At 46.3% G+C, this 18,653-nt stretch carries 18 protein-coding genes and 2 pseudogenes; 12 read left to right on the top strand and 8 right to left on the bottom strand.

Features of this window, described 5'->3' with window-relative positions:
* Positions 1-5 precede the first annotated feature (5 nt).
* Positions 6-1,586, top strand: coding sequence for a glutamine-hydrolyzing GMP synthase (gene guaA, locus BMX14_RS09930; protein ID WP_092676268.1), 1,581 nt, complete (start codon positions 6-8; stop codon positions 1,584-1,586).
* Between the two features lie 290 nt (positions 1,587-1,876).
* On the opposite strand, the pseudogene BMX14_RS09925 reads toward guaA, so the two are convergent.
* Positions 1,877-2,508 (bottom strand): annotated as a pseudogene (locus BMX14_RS09925) (response regulator); the annotation flags it as partial.
* A gap of 79 nt (positions 2,509-2,587) precedes the next feature.
* Here BMX14_RS09925 and BMX14_RS09920 point away from each other — a divergent pair.
* The 5 genes from BMX14_RS09920 (at position 2,588) to BMX14_RS09900 (ending at position 7,143) form a co-directional block, all read left to right on the top strand.
* Complete coding sequence (locus BMX14_RS09920; protein WP_092676264.1) at positions 2,588-3,055, top strand: hypothetical protein; 468 nt, start codon at positions 2,588-2,590, stop codon at positions 3,053-3,055.
* A 161-nt stretch (positions 3,056-3,216) separates the two neighbouring features.
* A complete protein-coding gene (locus tag BMX14_RS09915) occupies positions 3,217-4,422 on the top strand; it encodes a YadA-like family protein (RefSeq protein ID WP_092676261.1) in 1,206 nt (401 codons plus the stop codon).
* A gap of 161 nt (positions 4,423-4,583) precedes the next feature.
* Positions 4,584-4,910, top strand: coding sequence for a hypothetical protein (locus tag BMX14_RS09910; RefSeq protein ID WP_092676258.1), 327 nt, complete (start codon positions 4,584-4,586; stop codon positions 4,908-4,910).
* A 656-nt stretch (positions 4,911-5,566) separates the two neighbouring features.
* Positions 5,567-5,818 carry a helix-turn-helix domain-containing protein gene (locus BMX14_RS09905; RefSeq protein ID WP_092676255.1) on the top strand — a complete coding sequence of 84 codons (252 nt, stop codon included), beginning with the start codon at positions 5,567-5,569 and terminating at the stop codon, positions 5,816-5,818.
* Between the two features lie 2 nt (positions 5,819-5,820).
* A complete protein-coding gene (locus BMX14_RS09900; protein WP_092676252.1) occupies positions 5,821-7,143 on the top strand; it encodes a type II toxin-antitoxin system HipA family toxin in 1,323 nt (440 codons plus the stop codon).
* A 151-nt stretch (positions 7,144-7,294) separates the two neighbouring features.
* Here BMX14_RS09900 and BMX14_RS09895 read toward each other — a convergent pair.
* A pseudogene (locus tag BMX14_RS09895) lies at positions 7,295-7,627 on the bottom strand (integrase core domain-containing protein); the annotation flags it as partial.
* Between the two features lie 359 nt (positions 7,628-7,986).
* Here BMX14_RS09895 and BMX14_RS09890 point away from each other — a divergent pair.
* Entirely contained in the window at positions 7,987-8,880 is an 894-nt protein-coding gene (locus tag BMX14_RS09890; protein WP_092676249.1) for a LysR family transcriptional regulator, read from the top strand.
* 30 nt (positions 8,881-8,910) lie between these two features.
* On the opposite strand, the gene BMX14_RS09885 is transcribed toward BMX14_RS09890, so the two are convergent.
* The 4 genes from BMX14_RS09885 to BMX14_RS09870 form a co-directional block, all read right to left on the bottom strand.
* The gene (locus tag BMX14_RS09885; RefSeq protein WP_092676247.1) at positions 8,911-9,900 is read right to left on the bottom strand and encodes an aldo/keto reductase; all 990 of its coding nucleotides are present in this window, start codon (positions 9,898-9,900) and stop codon (positions 8,911-8,913) included.
* Positions 9,901-9,924: 24 nt separating this feature from the next.
* Positions 9,925-10,776, bottom strand: coding sequence for an aldo/keto reductase (locus tag BMX14_RS09880; protein WP_092676244.1), 852 nt, complete (start codon positions 10,774-10,776; stop codon positions 9,925-9,927).
* A 180-nt stretch (positions 10,777-10,956) separates the two neighbouring features.
* A complete protein-coding gene (locus tag BMX14_RS09875) occupies positions 10,957-11,559 on the bottom strand; it encodes a LysE family translocator (protein ID WP_092676242.1) in 603 nt (200 codons plus the stop codon).
* 222 nt (positions 11,560-11,781) lie between these two features.
* The gene (locus tag BMX14_RS09870; protein ID WP_092676239.1) at positions 11,782-12,480 is read right to left on the bottom strand and encodes an RluA family pseudouridine synthase; all 699 of its coding nucleotides are present in this window, start codon (positions 12,478-12,480) and stop codon (positions 11,782-11,784) included.
* A 239-nt stretch (positions 12,481-12,719) separates the two neighbouring features.
* Here BMX14_RS09870 and BMX14_RS09865 point away from each other — a divergent pair, with 239 nt between their 5' ends.
* From BMX14_RS09865 to BMX14_RS09855, 3 genes are all read left to right on the top strand, one after another.
* On the top strand, positions 12,720-12,935 hold the full coding sequence (locus tag BMX14_RS09865; RefSeq protein ID WP_092676235.1) for a YdgH/BhsA/McbA family protein: 216 nt from the start codon (positions 12,720-12,722) through the stop codon (positions 12,933-12,935).
* Between the two features lie 107 nt (positions 12,936-13,042).
* Positions 13,043-13,309, top strand: coding sequence for a DksA/TraR family C4-type zinc finger protein (locus BMX14_RS09860; RefSeq protein ID WP_092676232.1), 267 nt, complete (start codon positions 13,043-13,045; stop codon positions 13,307-13,309).
* A 313-nt stretch (positions 13,310-13,622) separates the two neighbouring features.
* The gene (locus BMX14_RS09855) at positions 13,623-15,119 is read left to right on the top strand and encodes an APC family permease (protein ID WP_092676229.1); all 1,497 of its coding nucleotides are present in this window, start codon (positions 13,623-13,625) and stop codon (positions 15,117-15,119) included.
* Here BMX14_RS09855 and BMX14_RS09850 read toward each other — a convergent pair.
* Both BMX14_RS09850 and BMX14_RS09845 read right to left on the bottom strand, forming a co-directional pair.
* A complete protein-coding gene (locus tag BMX14_RS09850; RefSeq protein ID WP_092676227.1) occupies positions 15,108-15,809 on the bottom strand; it encodes a cache domain-containing protein in 702 nt (233 codons plus the stop codon). The genes BMX14_RS09855 and BMX14_RS09850 overlap by 12 nt on opposite strands.
* Entirely contained in the window at positions 15,810-16,553 is a 744-nt protein-coding gene (locus tag BMX14_RS09845; RefSeq protein ID WP_092676224.1) for a FadR/GntR family transcriptional regulator, read from the bottom strand. It abuts the gene before it with no gap.
* A gap of 147 nt (positions 16,554-16,700) precedes the next feature.
* On the opposite strand from BMX14_RS09845, the gene BMX14_RS09840 reads away from it, so the two are divergent.
* Both BMX14_RS09840 and BMX14_RS09835 read left to right on the top strand, forming a co-directional pair.
* Entirely contained in the window at positions 16,701-18,131 is a 1,431-nt protein-coding gene (locus BMX14_RS09840; protein WP_092676221.1) for an aminobutyraldehyde dehydrogenase, read from the top strand.
* Positions 18,132-18,139: 8 nt separating this feature from the next.
* Positions 18,140-18,610, top strand: a complete 471-nt coding sequence (locus BMX14_RS09835; RefSeq protein WP_230527427.1) for an ester cyclase — start codon at positions 18,140-18,142, stop codon at positions 18,608-18,610.
* Positions 18,611-18,653 lie beyond the last annotated feature (43 nt).

Here is an 18,653-nt window from a genome sequence, read left to right as displayed (position 1 = left end):
TTTTAATGACGACAGAAAATATTCATAAACACCGTATTCTGATCCTCGACTTTGGTTCCCAGTATACGCAGCTGGTCGCACGTCGCGTGCGTGAGCTGGGCGTGTACTGTGAATTATGGGCTTGGGATGTTACCGAAGCGCAGATCCGCGAATTTAACCCGAACGGTATTATTTTATCGGGTGGTCCGGAGAGTACGACGGAAAACAACAGCCCACGCGCACCAGAATATGTGTTTACCGCGGGAGTCCCGGTGTTAGGTGTCTGTTATGGCATGCAAACCATGGCGATGCAACTGGGTGGCCAGGTTCAAGGCTCCAACGAGCGTGAATTCGGTTATGCGCAAGTCGAAGTGGTGGCTAACAGTGCATTGGTCCGTGATATCCAAGACACCTTAACCGAGCAGGGTGCCCCTATTCTCGATGTCTGGATGAGCCATGGCGACAAAGTCACGGCAATCCCAGCTGACTTCACTACCGTGGCAAGCACCGAAACTTGCCCGTTTGCGATTATGGCGAACGAAGAGAAACGTTTCTACGGTGTACAGTTCCACCCAGAAGTGACTCATACCCGTCAAGGACAGCAACTGCTTGAGCGTTTCGTGCGCGATATCTGCGAGTGTGAAGCCCTGTGGACGCCAGCTAAGATTATTGACGATGCAGTAGAGCGCCTGCGTGAGCAAGTGGGTAACGACAAAGTTATCCTCGGCCTGTCCGGTGGGGTTGATTCCTCTGTGACGGCACTGTTACTCCACCGTGCCATTGGCGAGCGTTTAACCTGCGTCTTTGTTGACAATGGACTGCTACGTTTAAACGAAGCGGAACAAGTGATGGAGATGTTTGGCGATCGTTTCGGTCTGAATATCATTCATGTTGAAGCGGAAAAACGTTTCCTCGATGCCCTCGCAGGAATCGACGAACCCGAAGCTAAGCGTAAAACCATCGGTCGCGTCTTCGTTGAAGTGTTCGATGAGGAAGCGTTAAAACTCGAAGAGGTGAAGTGGTTAGCGCAAGGGACTATCTACCCAGATGTTATCGAATCTGCCGCATCAGCGACCGGTAAAGCGCACGTGATTAAATCACACCACAACGTAGGTGGCTTACCGAAAGAGATGAAGATGGGACTGGTTGAGCCGCTGAAAGAGCTGTTCAAAGATGAAGTCCGTAAAATCGGCCTTGAGTTGGGCCTGCCGTTCGAGATGCTTTATCGCCATCCCTTCCCAGGTCCAGGCCTTGGTGTACGTGTACTGGGCGAAGTGAAGAAAGAGTATTGCGATCTGCTACGCCGCGCCGATGCTATCTTTATCGAAGAACTGCACAAAGCTAAACTGTACGATAAAGTCAGCCAAGCCTTCACCGTATTCTTACCGGTACGTTCAGTCGGCGTAATGGGCGATGGCCGTAAATACGATTGGGTTGTCTCGCTGCGTGCCGTAGAAACCATCGACTTTATGACCGCCCATTGGGCACATCTGCCCTACGATTTCTTAGGTCGTGTCTCTAACCGCATTATCAACGAAGTTAACGGTATTTCCCGTGTCGTTTACGATATTAGTGGTAAACCCCCTGCGACGATCGAGTGGGAGTAGGACTGACTCGCAAATTAAGCCTTTCCAACTAACTTTAATGCCAGCCAGTTTTCTGACTGGCATTTTTTAAATTGTTTTTCATTGAGTGTATGACTTCTATTTTAGGGCCGTAACGCTATAACATCGGCTATGGCCTGAAGATAAAAGCCGTTGCCAACAAAATGCCGGTATTCCAAAATAGTGTAGCCGGAAGGGCTTACAAGGGCATGAATAGATCGATAAAATCGGACAAATGTGATGCTGGTCGTTGTGAGCGTCTGGCAACCGTAGAGGACGAATTAATGGCTTTGTTATGAACCATTGGTTATCGCACCCATGACAGTTTGAAAGAGTTCTTCTGCTCGGTGAGTGGAGCCAATTACACCTCTTGCTATTCTCTTGTGCTCTGGTAAATTTGAGGAGGCATAGATCATAAAAGGAATTTTGTCTCCCAAAGCGCGTAATTTTCTAGTAAAACATAACCTTCTTGCGCGCCTTCTTTGCGACCCATATCCGAAATAATAGCTGAAAACTTATTCGTTTTTAACAATTCCAAGGCTCCGTCAGTTGAAAGAGCTAAAGCGAACTCTATTCCCTGTGCCTCAAATGCCTGTCTTTCGTAAACATTATTTCCTGGTCTATCATCCACCCATAAAATACGATTTAGCCATTTTTCATGCCTATCCTGCCGTTTTGCATTGGACACAACATTAACGATTTTTCGCAACTGAGATTCAGTGACCCCTATACTATTTTCAGGCTGTGTAGCTGCGGTGGCGGTCAATGATGCAGCAGTAGCTATTTGCGTGCTTAAAAAATTATCTTCATCTTTGAAATCTGACGGCCCGTAAAGCTTATTATGGTGTTTCGCAACAAGCCAGAGAAAGCCAAGAAACACAATGACAGGAAAGAAAACCATGAAGTAAATAAGGGGAGCTTTATGCAAAAGCCGTACAAGCGGGGGAATTAAGAGTGCCTTACCCGAACTCAAACCAGTCGTTACATAAAGGAGGAATTTTCTAATGAAACATTTATATAAAGTCGCTGCGCTGGTAATCGGATTATCATTGGTAGGCTGTAAAACCCCGCCAACACCATTCCCCGATGACGCTAAAGAACAAAACACGGTTAATCTTACAGGGCATCAAAACCGATTTAGTCATAATGATCTTGAGCGCAAAACAGATTGGCTTTATCATTTAAAAAATCATGGTAGTGTCGTAAATAACGAAAATTTTGCATTATTCTGGTATCTCGCTGAACATTCAGACCGGATCACAATTTACGGCGGTTATGATACGGCGAAAGAGCTTAAACGAAACCTATTGCGTGACGGTAATATTTCGCGCATTAACGTAGTAAATCTTTGTTATCTCAGCAGCGCGCCGAACTGCGGCGGGGATGTAGAGGTATTTTTTCAGAAAGGTCATGTGCAGCTACCGATCAGCGTTAATAGCACAATGTTTACAAAACCTATTTATTACAGATAAGGGATAGTATAAAAAAATTCTCAGCAAGTTTGGACGGTTGAAAGGGTAGCCTTAAAAACCCCGTAACCGCACCAACGGTTACGGGGTACTACAACATTCTTTAACTTTCGCACCAACGAAAGCTAAAAACACACCACTAAACATTTTCCTTGGGGGAAAAAATGAAAGCAGCAAGCGCAATAATAACACTTTTAATTTTCAGTGCATCATATTCTTGTTATGGTTCTAATACTGTCAATGGTGGAGGCGGATCTATCGTAGGAGATAACAACTACATTGATAGTTCACCAGGATTTGACATAGTTGGAAATGGTAATAGCGTCCTTGATATTTCACCTAACAAGAACTCGGCAAGTAGTGATAATGCAAAGATAATAGGTGATAACAATACGCTAGGAACGGGAAACGATACGATAACGATAGGAAGTAGAAATGTTAACAATGGAGCTATTTCAGATAGTGGAGGATTAATAATCGGTAATGATAGTACGATGACTAATTCTAAAAATGGAATTGGAATTGGAAATGGTACTAATGTTAATGGCGAAAATAGTATCGCTATAGGTCAGGGGGCCTCAGCGTCCAATGGAAGCATTTCTATTGGTGAGAATTCAGAGAATACAAGGTCTGGAACAGTTTCCTTTGGTTCTTCTGGTTCAGAACGTCAACTAACTAACGTTGCTGCTGGAACACAAGGTACTGATGCCGCTAACCTTGACCAGTTAAATAAATCTGCGGCTGATACGCTAAACAATGCTAACAACTATACTAATAGTCAAATTACCAATACTAAAAATGAATTAAACAATAATATAAATAATGCTAAAGCTGATGCAATAAACACAGCAAATAATTATACCGACAGTAGAATAACTGACACAAAAAACGAGCTAAATACCAATATCGACAACTCGAAGCACGAGGCCATTAGCACAGCAAACAACTACACTGATAGTAAATATCAAGAAGGATTGAATTATAGCAATCAACTTTATAATCAAGGAATAGATTACTCTACAAATGCAGCTAACACAGCGGAAGTTAACGCTAATAATTATACGGATGAAAAATTCAATCAACTTAGTAATAAAACATCAAATGGCCTTAAAAAACTAAACAATAAGATTGAAAAAGCGGAAAAAAGGCTAAATGCGGGAATTGCAGGGGTAACAGCGATTGCTTCTATTCCTTATGTTTCTGAAAACGATTTTTCCTATGGAGTAGCTTTAGGTAATTATCAAAATGGCAGTGCATTAGCCGCAGGTATTCAGAAGAAGACATCTATGAACACAAACATTAGATTCAATATATCCTTAGATTCTTCTAACAACTCCGCAATAGGCGCTGGTTTCGGTGGAGGTTGGTAGCTATAGGTTATTTATATGCTCTCAATTTTAATGGATTGAGAGCATATTCAGGCTATTATTTTATACAAAGGAGAAAAAATAATACAATACCAGATTATCCTCATATTAGGATGTTATGGATTCCTTTAAATTAACAAGACAGATTTTAATAGGTTTTAAAAATGGAAAATAAAAAAAGCTATGGTGATATTACAGGTGGTACATTAGGTTTAGGATGTGTTGGCAAGGGTGTTGCTACTGAAATTCCTAATCTTCTTAGCTATCAACGAACCATAACCATTGAAGAAACACAAGAGTTCATTTTTTCAAATGATGATTTGAACAAGCACAAAGTAGGTGACATATCAGGTAGTGCGATTGGTTTAGGCAATTTAAAAGAATCAGGCGAATATGCTCTGATAAGCCATTACCAAAGCCAACGACGAATAACTGGCGAGGGTGACGGGTGCAGATCAAGGATCACAGGTCCAGATTGTCGATATGGATAAATGATCCGAACCGAATGAAACCGGGTTGCCCCAGGGGGCCGTGCCCCCCAAACCCGCCAGTCCGCCAACGGTCAGGGCTGCTCATGCCGGGTGCGGCTGCGGCAAAACTCCAACAACGGCTTCAACTCAAACCTGCCACTCCACATATGATCGTGAAATGTGGGTTTGTCCCCAAGGTAGGGCCATATTTACAACTCCTGCCTTTAGTCGCGGAGAGTCGTTGTTGGGCGGCCATAGGGAGCGTCTCTAGGTCGTTAGCTTGAAGTAGGGTATCAACCATGGCATTGTTGATTCATGGTTTTATAACATACTGATAAGTTTTGACTTTATGAGGATGCAACTGATTGAGTGGATAGGTTTTTTAGCCGTAGTGACTCGTTAGTTTAAAAGCCCCCAAGTGGGTAATGTCGGTCACTTAAGGTGACCGGCATTGTTTTTTAAAGGATATTTTGACCTTTTCTATCTCACTTTATACGCCAATCCGTATACGGATTTTTTATACGCCTAAGCGAATAATTACTAATTATACGCTAAGTCGTATATATTGATATTATTCGCTATGGCGTATATATTGATATTATTCGCTATGGCGTATATATTTGTTTTATTCGCTATGGCGTATATATTTAACGGGGTGATTATCACTGGGGGGCGGGATGAAGATTACAACACCAAAGATGCTTGCTGCTGAAATGCGTGAGCAACGCAAAAAAAACAAATTAACCCAAGCGCAAGCCGCAGATCAAGTCGGTCTCAGGCAAGCGACAGTTTCTGAGTTTGAGAACACACCTGAATCAACGAAACTCGAAACATTTTTCAAAATTCTTGCCTCTTTGGATCTGGAATTACATGTCGTAAAGCGGGGCTCAACACTAAATGAAGGTAAGGTTTGGAACAAGGAGTGGTAGTGATGAGGACTCAGGTGCTTTCTGTCGCCATGAATGGTGATTTGGTTGGCAAACTAACTAAAAATACTGACGGTGGGATGTCATTTCAATATGCAGAAGAATGGTTGGCAGAACCAGGGGCGCGGGCAATCTCATTATCACTTCCTTTGCAACGTGGACGCATAATCGGTAGCGCGGTTTACAATTTCTTCAGCAACCTTTTGCCTGATTCTGAGGCGATTGTTGATAGAATGCAGGCTCGTTTTAAGGTAAAAACAGACCATCCTTTTGATCTGCTCGCCGCTGTAGGTCGTGACTGTGTTGGCGCAATCCAGTTATATTCGCCTGATACTGAAATTCCATCGGTGATGGAAACCCATGCCGAACCTCTAAATGAAAACCAAATCGAAGAACTTTTAGACGGCTATCAAACCGCACCTCTTGGAATGGACGAGGATGTGGACTTTCGGATCTCCCTCGCAGGGGCTCAAGAGAAAACAGCATTACTTTGGTATCAAAACTGTTGGCAGCGGCCACAAGGCAGTACCCCGACAAGTCATATTTTCAAATTACCCATAGGCCTGATTGAACACCATAACATTGATCTGCGAGAAAGCTGTGAAAACGAATGGCTATGCTTATGTATAGCAAGAGAATTTGGATTTCCAGTCACCAACGCTGAATTGGCAATGTTCGGCCAGAAAAAGGTACTGATCGTAGAGCGTTTTGACCGAAAATGGTCTTCATCTGGAGACTGGCTATTGCGCCTTCCTCAGGAGGATTGCTGTCAGGCTTTGGGGATTGCCCCTGCATTAAAATATGAATCTAATGGGGGGCCAAGTATTGAATCTATCATGAAGTTGCTTTTGGGTTCACAAAAAGCAATCGACGATAGAGAAATGTTCTTTAAATCACAAATCCTGTTTTGGATGCTGGCCGCGATAGATGGGCATGGGAAAAACTTTTCCATCTTCATTGAATCAGGAACGTCTTTTCGTTTAACCCCTTTGTATGATGTACTGTCCGCTTTTCCTATCTTTGAGTCCAGAGGCATAGAGATCAAAAAGGCAAAAATGGCTATGGCATTACAAGGGAAAAACAAACAATACCATTTTTCTATGATCCAACCGCGTCATTTTATCAGTACCGCTACACAGGTCGGGTTTTCGCCGAAAATGGCAATGCAACTGATGCTCGATATGGTCAAAAAAACAGATGCTGTTATAGCTGCCATATTACCTCAGCTACCTGAAGATTTTCCTAAGCACATTAGCAAAGCCATATTTTCTGGGTTGTCAAAACAAGCTGATAAGATTAAAAGATGGACCTCCTCACAAACAAACTAAGACTGAACAAGAGCCCAAATTACTGGGCTTTTTTTGTCACCCGCCTAACTGCTCGCATAATGAAAGTACTTTTTTCACGATCGAGACACTACAATGACTACCCTTAACCGGAAGCCGAGCGAAAGCCAGTGGAAATGTAAGTACACCTGTTTTAGTTCCACACACTTTTTGAGATTTCCACGTTTTTAACCATCATACGGTACTCTTCCGGCGTCAGGTTATTCAGGGATTCATGAGGCCGTTCGCTGTTGTACTCGGTTACCCAGCGCTCTGTCAGTTCCCTTGCTTCATTCAGCGTTCTGAACAGATAAAAATCCAGTATTTCAGTCCGGTACGTACTGTTAAAACGTTCAATAAGTGTATCTTGCGTTGGCTTTACGGGCATAATGAACTCCAGCTAAACCTTGTACTCCTCCGCTCATTGCGCAAGCGCCAGGGAAATGAGCTCCGGTCCGTTGTCCATCCTCATTTTCAGATGATAACCATCTCTGGTAGTGGCTGGCACGTAAAAGCAGTAAAGTCCCTCTAAGCCCACGTAACTGCGGGCTTTTTTGTGTGTGGGATTTTTTACAAGTATTAGTAATGGAAGGCACGGTTTTTTTTGCGCCTGTCAGGTTTCGAATATGCCTGCTGGGTTATAGAGCACTAAGTGCTGGTTTACATACTCCTGCCAGTAAAACCATCTGGATTAACTATACTTCGCAGGTTAAGAAGGCTCATCTCAACGACTCTAGCGATGCACCGGTTTTAATCCATACCTTTGCTACCCACTCGGTATGGCATTCGTTACACTACTTCTCTCATTCTTGTAAAGCGTCGCTATCGACAATACGGATTCACCTTATGCTTAAAGACAACTTCAACGAACTACAAATCTTCTTGTTGGTAGCCAAAGAGGGGAGCTTTACTAAAGCAGCGGCTAAACTGGGTGTTTCGCAATCCGCGTTAAGTCATGCAATCAAGGGACTTGAAGAGCGGTTAAACACGCGTTTGTTGACGCGCACCACGCGCAGTGTCGCCCCCACGCAAGTCGGTGAGAAAGTTATCGCTTGTCTCGAACCGCGTATTGCAGACCTCGAGCAGGAACTTGACTCATTGATCCAGCAGGATGGCAAGATAGCCGGCGATATTCGTTTATCTGTTAGCGAACATGCCGCTCGCAGTGTGTTGTGGCCGAAACTCAAACCTTTTCTGCGTGCCCATCCAGAGATAAATGTCGAAGTTATGGTCGATAATGGATTCGTTAATATTGTGGAGGGGCGTTTTGATGCCGGTGTTCGTTTGGGAGAGAGTGTCGAAAAGGATATGATCGCGGTTCGGATAGGGCCCGCGATGCGAATGGCGATTGTGGCCTCACCGGATTATTTTGCCACACAATCTCTTCCACGGGTGCCGAATGATTTACAGCACCATCGCTGTATTAATATGCGCATGCCTACAGCGGGAGGGCTTTATCACTGGGAGTTTGAAAAAGCAGGAAAATCACTGCGGGTAAGAGTAGAAGGACAATTGACGTTCAATCTGCTTACTGAGAGGATTGATGCGGCATTATCCGGTTTTGGTATCGCCTGTATTCCTGAAGATAGGGTTCAAGCCTACGTGAACGCCGGGGAACTTATTCGAGTTTTAGAGGATTGGTGTCCAGCGTTTTCCGGCTATTATCTCTACTATCCGAGTCGTAAACAGCATCGTCCCGCTTTTGCATTGATGATCGAGGCACTCCGCTACGATGAGTAGAGGGTTCACTCTACGAGCAAACCCTTACTATTAGCGACCTACACGAGCTTGGTGCTCAGGCGAGTAGCGATCACCCACAACCGCGATCCCCTCAAGTGCAGTGTTGATCTGTTGAAGATCCTGTTGCGTCAAGGTGACAGCACTAGCGTCTAAATTTTCCTGCAGACGATCCATCTTGGTGGTGCCAGGAATGGGAACAATCCAAGGTTTTTGCGCGAGAAGCCAGGCTAGGGCGATTTGTGCTGAAGTCATTCCCTTTTCTCTGGCTAACTGCGTTAAGACGGAAACCAAGTTTTTATTCGCCTCGATGGCTTGAGCGGTAAAGCGTGGCACTGAATTACGATAGTCATCTTTATCAAAGACGGTGTCAGCCGTAATTTTCCCGGTTAGAAAGCCTTTACCCAATGGGCTAAAGGGGACAAAACCAATCCCTAGCTCCTCTAATAGCGGTAAAATCTCGCGCTCTGGCTCACGCCACCATAGCGAATATTCGCTCTGTAACGCTGTCAGAGGTTGCACAGCATGAGCGCGACGGATCGTTTGGGGGCCCGCTTCGGAAAGTCCAAAGTGTTTCACTTTACCTTCGGCAATCAGTGTTTGCACCGTTCCTGCGACATCCTCAATGGGGACATCAGGATCGACCCGGTGCTGATAAAGGAGATCGATCACATCCGTTTTTAAACGACGCAATGAGCCCTCGACGGCTTGACGTATCTGTTCCGGGCGGCTATTCAAGATCTGTTGTTTATTATCATTGCCGAAGGTGAAGCCGAATTTCGTGGCTATCACTACACGGTCGCGAAAAGGTTTCAAAGCCTCTCCTACCACTTCTTCGTTAAGATAGGGGCCATAAACTTCAGCCGTATCAAAAAAAGTGACGCCACGTTCAACTGCTTCGCGGATCAGTGTGATGGCTTGTGTGGTGCTTGTTGCCGGGCCATAGCCATGACTGAGCCCCATACACCCTAGTCCCAGTGCAGAAACTTCCAATCCAGAGGCTCCCAAAGATCGTTTTTGCATACTAGTCATCTCCTAGAGCTGTGATCATACGTCCAGTTTGCGCGCGGTCAGCCACTCAACCATTGCGGGGTCACGATGAGAGAAGAAAGCACTGGTAGCGGTATCTAAAGCGGTAATTTGTAACATCTCTGCCGTCGTAAGCTCGAAATCGAGGATATGCCTATTCTCTTCCATACGGGCCTTACGCACTGACTTAGCAAGTGAAACAATCCCGCGTTGATAAATCCAGCGTAAGACAACTTGGCCAACGGTTTTGCCATATTTCTTTCCGATAGTAGAGAGCACAGGATGTTCGAAGAGGCCATTTCTACCTTCAGCAAAAGGTGCCCATGCTTCTGGCTGAATACCATGGCTCTGCATCCACGGCGCAGCATGGAGTTGTTGATTAAAGGGGTTAACCTCAATCTGGTTAACGGCAGGGATAACCTTATTGAATGCGATGAGGTCGGCAAGACGATCAGGGTGAAAATTACTAACACCAATCGCACGAATCTTACCTGCTTGGTACAGCTCTTCCATCGCCCGCCAAGCCCCGTGAACATCACCATAGGGTTGGTGGATGAGGTACAAATCGACATAATCTACTTGTAAACGATTCAGTGAACGTTCGAATTGAGCTTTTGCCCCGTCGTAATGGGTATCTTGCAGCCAAAGTTTAGTTGTGACAAAAAGCTCATTACGTGCAACGCCACTCTGTTTTAAGGCATTACCCACTTGGGTTTCATTTTGGTAGGAGGCAGCAGTATCAATTAGACGGTAGCCTGTTTCGATAGCATCAATAACCGCTTGCTCACATTCGGCCGGATCTGACATTTGGAACACGCCAAAGCCTAGAAGTGGCATCTCAATACCATTATTTAGTGTGATCGTTTGCATGACCTTATCCTTTTGCGAGTGAATGTTATGAGCATAGCGTTGAATGATTTATCTGATAAGGGGGGTTAATAAGCTAGGGTTTATAAAATAGATTCATTAATTAATCGGTCTACTCATTGACTCAATAAAGGATAATTGTGGGCTGGATAAATCTTTCGAGGGAGTAGGGGAACTGATGCATTAATCAATAACGGCGTGTAGTGAAAAAACAATCAGTAAGATACCACCGGTGATATTGACGTATTTTTTTAGTTTTAATGGGGACGTTTTTTTTACTGAGAAAACTAACGCTCGACTGACCACTACAAGCCAGATGCTCATGACTACGATATGGACTGATGCCAGCGTTAGATAGTGACTGATGCCCCCCTGTTTTCCTGCGAACTGCGAAACAACTGTCAGGTAGAAGAGGATAGCTTTAGGGTTTAAGACGTTGGCTATCCATGCCTCGCCTAATGTGACCGAATGCGTCGTTTCAGCTAATCCTCCAGATTTTGCACTCATACCGCTACGGATGAGGGTTATTCCTAACCAGAGCAGGTAGGCGTTCCCTAAAATTTTCAACACAGTGAACGAGGCTGGTGAAGAAATAATGATAGAGGTTATACCAAACCCGATAAGAATCGCATGGGTATAGATGCCCAAGGCTGTCCCTGCTAAGGTTTTAAATAGCCCAGTGTAGCCGCCTGAAAGAGCGCTGCTCATAACGAGGGTAAAGCTTGCACCCGGCGAAAGAGCAATAGGGAGGAGTGCTGGCATAAAGCCAAGGAAGTTTATATCCATAGTTTACTGATAGTAGTCAAATTCTTGCTCCCTTACTAGCCTATACGTTTCGTTATAGAGGAGATTATGATGAGGGGACTTTTATCGAACCCTTGGATAAACCCTCTACTTAGCGGGACTTTTCAACGGATCAATTGAGCGTCAACGCTTTTGAACCGAGGTAACTGGGTGTGCAAGAACGCTACCCTCAGAGGAGCTCTTTCAGTGGTTCAGAGACCTTTTTTAGAAGGGAAGCGGGCTATATATCCTCATGAGGTCGCCAGTGAGTGGATGATGAAAACTGAGGGAACTGGCATGCAGCATCAAACGCGGGTGCGATTCCCCTTCAGAGTCTAAACGTCCGCCATAGAGATCACATCCTACTATTGGGTAGCCTAAAAATTGGCAATGGATCCGCAATTGATGTGTGCGGCCAGTAAGTGGTGATAATTTGACGCGAGTCACCGGTATCGTTACACCGCTCCCCAAAGGGTAGAGGCTGCGTTGTTCCACCTCAAAATGCGATTGTGCGGGTTTACCTACCGTTGCATCGATGCGCATTAGCGGGAAATGGGCCGGGTCTTTGGCAATAGGCGCATCAATAATCCCGCTATTTTCGGGGAGGTACCCGCAAAGTAGTGCATGATAAGTCTTGTCGACAGAACGTTGACTAAATTGTTGGCTGAGGGCGGCAGTGATCGTCTTGTTTAAGCCAACCAACATCAGACCCGAGGTACCAAAATCGAGACGATGCACCAATGTACACCCCGCAAACTGCTGGACGAGACGATAGTGAACCGAATCCCAATTCTGGGGATTTTTCCCCGAAAGGCTTAACAACCCGCTGGGCTTATTAATGACCAGTAGTGCGTCATCCTGATACAGGATTTCGATAGGAGCTTCGCAAGGCGGGGCAATAAAAGTATCGATAACACTCGACATGACGGTCTCAGCGACTACGGATTAGGGCTGGAAGGATAAGTGATTTTACCGTTAAGGTGAAGTCTCGCTGTGCTTTACTCTTTATCTTCCCCCATTACTATCAGTATCTTTAATTTTAATTTAATTATTTGAATAAGATTAGCAATTGTTTTCGATATTCAATCGCCAGTGCGATAGCTAATATAGCCGGGATCACAACGGAGTCTTATTCAGTATCATTAAAATTAAGGAGTAGAGTTATGAAATTAATCAAAAAAATTGTCGTTATTTTTATGTTTACCCTAGTCTCATTCGGGGCTGCTGCGCAAAGCGTTACGGCGTGTGCCTCAACGATTGATGAAGCAGAAGCAATCGTCGCCGCGCAAGCCAAACAAGTCGGCGCCTCTTACAAAATTACTGAATCACATTTCAATAACGGCGTGCATATGACCGCTAAATTGCTCCCTAAACAATAAGTTATCCAGTGTCGAGGCGTTGCCTTATCGGCCGCTATTGTACCTGCCAGCAGGCCTGTAACGTTTCAACTATACTCAGTATTTGGCTAAATGATCGAGGAGGCACTATGGCAGGGGGATGGGCTGAAGATGGCGCAGTACAAAAGCAGATCGACGATACCGTTGAGGATGCAATCGCGCAGGCGAGGAGTCAGCTCCACCACGGTGAAAGTGCGGAATTTTGTGTCGAGTGTGATGAGCCTATTCCACTCGCTCGCCGCCAAGCGTTACCAGGGGTGATTTATTGCATTAACTGTCAGGAAGCACGAGATAAGCAACAGTCTGCTGCGAGCGGTATTAATCGCCGTGGGAGTAAAGATAGTCAATTGCGGTAAGGGAATAACGTTTAACTGAGACGGCTAAGTAAGCGTCAACAAGCCGTCTACTTTCGCTTAATGCTTTCCGTTATAACTCACCTGGCGAAAGCCTATTACCCCTTCTTTTATTAATATTACTCACCACACAAAATCTCGCCTTCCTGCTTTCTAGCATCAATAAGAAAAACATATATTCATTAACCCATTGTTTTTTTGTGGCTTTAAATAAATTTTCGGAAACTGTGAACTGAAACATTATAAATATAATCCTTTATGTTTTATAAATGAGTTCACTTTTTTTGAATGTATTGTGCCAGCGAGAGAGGTTACAATGGAAAAATCAACACATCCCCCCGTACAAGGTACACCGGAAGCTGGTAAAGAGCAGTTCCAACGTTCAATTGGGCTTATCTCCAACTTCTCGTTAGGCTTTACCTATCTTTCACCCCTTACTGCAGTCTATTCTTTGTTTGCGTTGGCCATTACACTCGCCGGTCCACCTGCTATCTGGTGGATTGTCATTGCCGCGGTGGGCCAACTGTTGGTGGCGTTGGTCTTTGGTGAGGTGGCCTCGCAATATCCGATTACCGGCGGCTTATACCCTTGGGCACGGCGGTTGTGGGGTAAAAAATATGCGTGGATTGCCGCGTGGGTCTATTTATGGGCATTGGTGGTGACCATCACGTCAATTGCGGAATATACCTCGACCTTTGTAGCAAGCTTAGTTCCGTTCAGTGCCACGCCGCTTCATCTTTTGATGACCTCAGTTATTTTGCTGGCGGTGATGATGGGGGTGAACCTTTCTGGAACTAAAAACCTCGCTCGTGTCGCGAGAATCGGCTTTTGGTGTGAAATTGTCAGTGTGATTGCATTAGGGATCTATCTGTTGATTTTTCACCGTTCGCAACCCTTCTCGGTCATCTTCGATTCAATGGGGATCTTATCGAGCAGCGGCAGTTACGTGGGGGCCTTTATGGCTGCCTCGCTGATGGGACTCTTTATGTTCTTTGGTTTCGAAGCCTGCGGCAACGTTGCGGAAGAAGTGCAAGATGCCAGTCGTAAAATACCGGTGGCGATGATTTTAAGCATTGTCTTCGGGGCAATCTCGGCAATTATCTCGGTATTAGGTTATCTTCTTTCCTCACCCAATTTACGCAATATCGTCAGCGGCAAAGTGAGTGATCCTATCCCTACGATTCTTAACGAGGCCTTGGGGCCCGTCGGCGCGAAAGTGTTTATCGTGATTGCGATTATCGCCATGCTCTCTTGCATACTATCGTTACAAGCTGCGCTCAGCCGTCTTATCTTTTCGTTCTCTCGTGATCAGATGTTACCGGGCAGCCGTTGGATGGCGAAAATCTCCGCTCATAACGTGCCAGATAACGCGATGATCATCAGCTGCTTACTCCCGGTTATCTTCTGTATCTGGGTCTATTTCCAACCCGATAATCTTGCTCGGATCACAGCATTTGCGGTGATTGGTATCTATCTCTCCTTTCAGATGGTCGTACTGGCTGCGCTACGTCAGCGAATTAAAGGTTGGAAACCGGCAGGTGAGTGGCATATCGGTGCATTCGGATTAGTCACCAATATACTCGCCTTAGCTTACGGCATTCTGGGGATTTATTTACTGGCCCAACCTGCGGATAGCCCTAACTTCATTGATAAATGGACCGTGCTGATTGGCTTGGCGGTAGTATTGATCATCGGCTTACTTTATATGCTCATCCAACGGCCTTACGGAAAATCAAACGCACCGGAAGACGATGCGATTGAGCACGCTGAGGCGTTAAGAGCAATGCGTAATCAAGAGGAATTACGCCGGTAAGTAGAGGGAAAAAAGAGGGTGCTGGTGGACAACTGCCAGCGCTTCACTTCGCAGAATATCGCCTACGCGATAACCTGTGAGGGTAGAAAAAATGACCCGCCCAAAGGTATTGGTTAACACCATATTGGGACGGGGCTGAGGGAGAACATTCAAAATTTCGTCCTCAATACGACTGACTAAAATATCGACGGCGGCGACCCCATAAAAACAGTCATGAATAAATATAGGGGCGGCAGAGGTCATGGTATACGACGTGTTGCAGATATAGTCGACATAGGGGCCATGGAAGTAGGGACCTTTCAAGGATTTAGTTTTTAGAAACCACTCGAAGGTTCGAAAATCGAGATGCTGCTGGGTCAATGCCGTAAGTTCGAGCGCGGTGTCATGACTGGTATCTTTATAAATCCAATATAAAGACCATTTCGCCTGAGGATTCAGCGGCGCATCAGCATGATAGGCAAAGCCTGCACCGGAACAGAAGCAGTTATCAGAAAGTGTGCGATTAATTAAGGCCTCAATCGTCGTTTTGGGGAATGCCGTGGCTGCGAGCTCTGTAGGTGCGGCAGTACTAACCAGTGAGGTAAGTAATTGAGTGAGTTGTTGAGCTAACAGCTGGCTTGAATAAGAACACTGAGTGAAGAGGTGTTCAAGTGGTGCGATGACGGCGTGGAGCGAGGCGGATGAGTTCACTTATGACATTCTCCCTGACGTTGAGGCAGTAGTGTTGAGCTTACAGTCAACAAGTTTTTCGGCTAAAAATAGAATAAGCTCACTGACCGCTTTTGCAGCAGATTCAGTACATTGTTTAGATAAGGCTTCCATCAATTTTCGATAGTGTTGCACGCATTGCTGATGCAGTGCGTCATCAGCATAGAGTAGGGCAATAAACGAGGCCCACTCAATTTGTAAGGTTAACTCGCTATTGGCTAAGCGCGCTGATTGTGAGCTGGCAGATAAAAAGAGTAAGCAGCGCATATCTGCTTGGGCGCGCGACTCGGCGGTGGTGGCTCGCTGAAATTCATCAATAAAGGATGAAAAGGTGAGTTGTTCCGCCTGGTTCATTCGTTTGGCGGCGAGCCGCGCGCTGTGTGCCAGTATGGCGCAGTGCATCTCGCCGAGATCCAGTAAGTAATCACTGCTCAATAAGTTGAGAGGATGATAATTATGGGCACGGCTTTCAATATTGTCACAGACAAAACTGCCGCCGTGGCGTCCACGGCTAGTGTAAATCAGCTCCTTGGCGCGCAGTGTATTCAACGCCTCGCGTACCGTGATATGCGAAACTCCCAGCATCTTGGCCAGCTCTGCTTCGTTGGGCAGCTGTTCATGGGCCTGCAACAGCCCAGTCATGATGGCATTGGCGAGGCGGGTCACAATCTGTTCCGCTCGGCTTGCCTGTCCGATTGGCGCGAATATTATCGCATGCGTCATCATCGTTATGCTTTTACCGGTTGTACACGAGGAAAACAGTCTTAACACAGCAAGGGTCTTTTTCAAAGCGCTGTGCCGTGGTCTAGAGCGAGAAACCCCGGCGAGTGCACTTTTCTTAGGTTTGAAGTGAACTTATCAAGGATAAAAACGATGCAACGACTGAAACATTTTATAGAGGGTCAATACGTTGATACGGCGTCAACGGCCTACTTTGACTTGATTAGCCCGGTTGATGGTAGCTGCTATGCCCAGAGCCCGAAAGGAGAGGCCGCCGAGGTAACGCTGGCGTATCAGGCGGCAACCCGCGCCTTTAGGCAGTGGCGGCGCGCCACCCCCTCGGAAAGGCAAAAAGCCTTACTGCAGCTGGCCGAGGCGGTTGAGGCCAACACGCAACGCTTCGTCGAGCTACAATGCCGGGAAACCGGGCAATTGAAGCACTTTATTGAGAAAGAAGAAGTTGCCGCCTCTTGTGATGCCTTACGTTTCTTTGCCGGAGCAGCCCGTCATTTAGAGGGACGTGCCAGCTATGAATATCTAGACGGCTTTACATCAAGTATTCGCCGCGAGCCTTTGGGGATAGTGGGGCAAGTCACGCCATGGAACTATCCTTTTATGATGGCGATTTGGAAAATCGCGCCCGCCTTGGCCGCCGGTAATACGGTGGTGCTTAAGCCCAGCGATACTACGCCGATGAGCACCCTATTACTGGCCGAACTGGCGGCAGACTTTTTCCCGAAGGGGGCCATTAATGTAATCTTAGGGCAGGCGGAAACGGGATCGCTAGTGGTATCGAATCCTAATGCTTCGCTGGTCTCTATCACCGGATCAGTGCGCGCTGGGGTACAGGTTGCCACCTCGGCTGCGGCGAATCTGACTAAGGCCCACCTCGAGTTAGGCGGTAAAGCGCCCGCCATCGTTTTTGCCGATGCCAACATCGAGAAGGCGATTGACGGTATTACGACCGCGGGATTTTTCAATGCGGGCCAAGACTGTACCGCAGCGACGCGTATTTTAGTCGAGGCCTCGATTTATCCGACTTTCTTACAACAGTTGGTCGCCAAGACTCAACACATCCGCTTCGGCAAGCCCGATGATACCGACGCGTTATTTGGGGCGCTCAACAGTGCCAATCAGTTGGCGCAAGTCGAAGGCTTTATGCAACGGTTACCGGCCCATGCCAAAGTGGAAATCGGCGGTAGTGCGGCGCAAGGGGCAGGGTTTTATTTCCCCGCGACCATTATTTCGGGCTTAAAGCAGAAGGATGAAGCGATTCAACAGGAAGTATTTGGCCCTGTGATGACTATTCAACCCTTCGACGATGAGGCCGATGCCCTCACCAAAGCCAATGATGTCGACTACGGGCTCGCCGCCAGTGTTTGGACCGGCTCGGTGGCGAAGGCCCATCGACTGACGCGCGATCTCGACTTTGGCACGGTATGGGTCAACAACCATATTCCGCTCTGTGCGGAGATGCCTCACGGCGGCTTTAAAAAATCAGGTTACGGTAAAGATCTCTCGGCCTATGCGCTGGAGGAATATACCCGAGTGAAACATGTGATGATCGATCTTGAGCAAGACTAAGCGAGGTGATGATGCGTAAATTCGGTGCGTACTCTCTTTTCACACTCTGCCTGACGAGCGGACTAAGCTATGCAGAAACGACGCCGTTGGCGGTCGTCACGCAGTATATGCAGGCGTGGAACCAGCACGACAGTCATAAGGCAGGGACGTATTTCGCGGATAAAGTCAGTTATTATGATGCCTCGGTCGGTGAGCCCGTTGTTGGTAAGCAACAGGCTACACAACAGGTCGTCAAAACCTTCGTCGATGCGGTTCCTGATTTACGTTGGGTGATGACCAGTAAACCGGTCTATAACGGCGATACTATCGCGTTCCAATGGCGTTTTACCGGCACTAACGATGGCGCTTGGGCCGGTACCCCGGCGACGCATAAAAAGATCAGTTTTGATGGCGTCAGTTTTATTAAGGTGTCACAAGGTAAAATTACTTACCAGGGCGATTATTATGATTCAAAAAAATTATCGGATCAGTTGAAATAATTGTTTGAACCAACCCTGGCTCGGTCAGCTTATCGAACCAGGG

This window comes from Rosenbergiella nectarea, from assembly GCF_900111105.1.
Taxonomy (GTDB): domain Bacteria; phylum Pseudomonadota; class Gammaproteobacteria; order Enterobacterales; family Enterobacteriaceae; genus Rosenbergiella; species Rosenbergiella nectarea.
The sequence above is the reverse complement of the archived record's forward strand: the minus strand, read 5'-3'. Positions and strand labels throughout refer to the sequence as shown.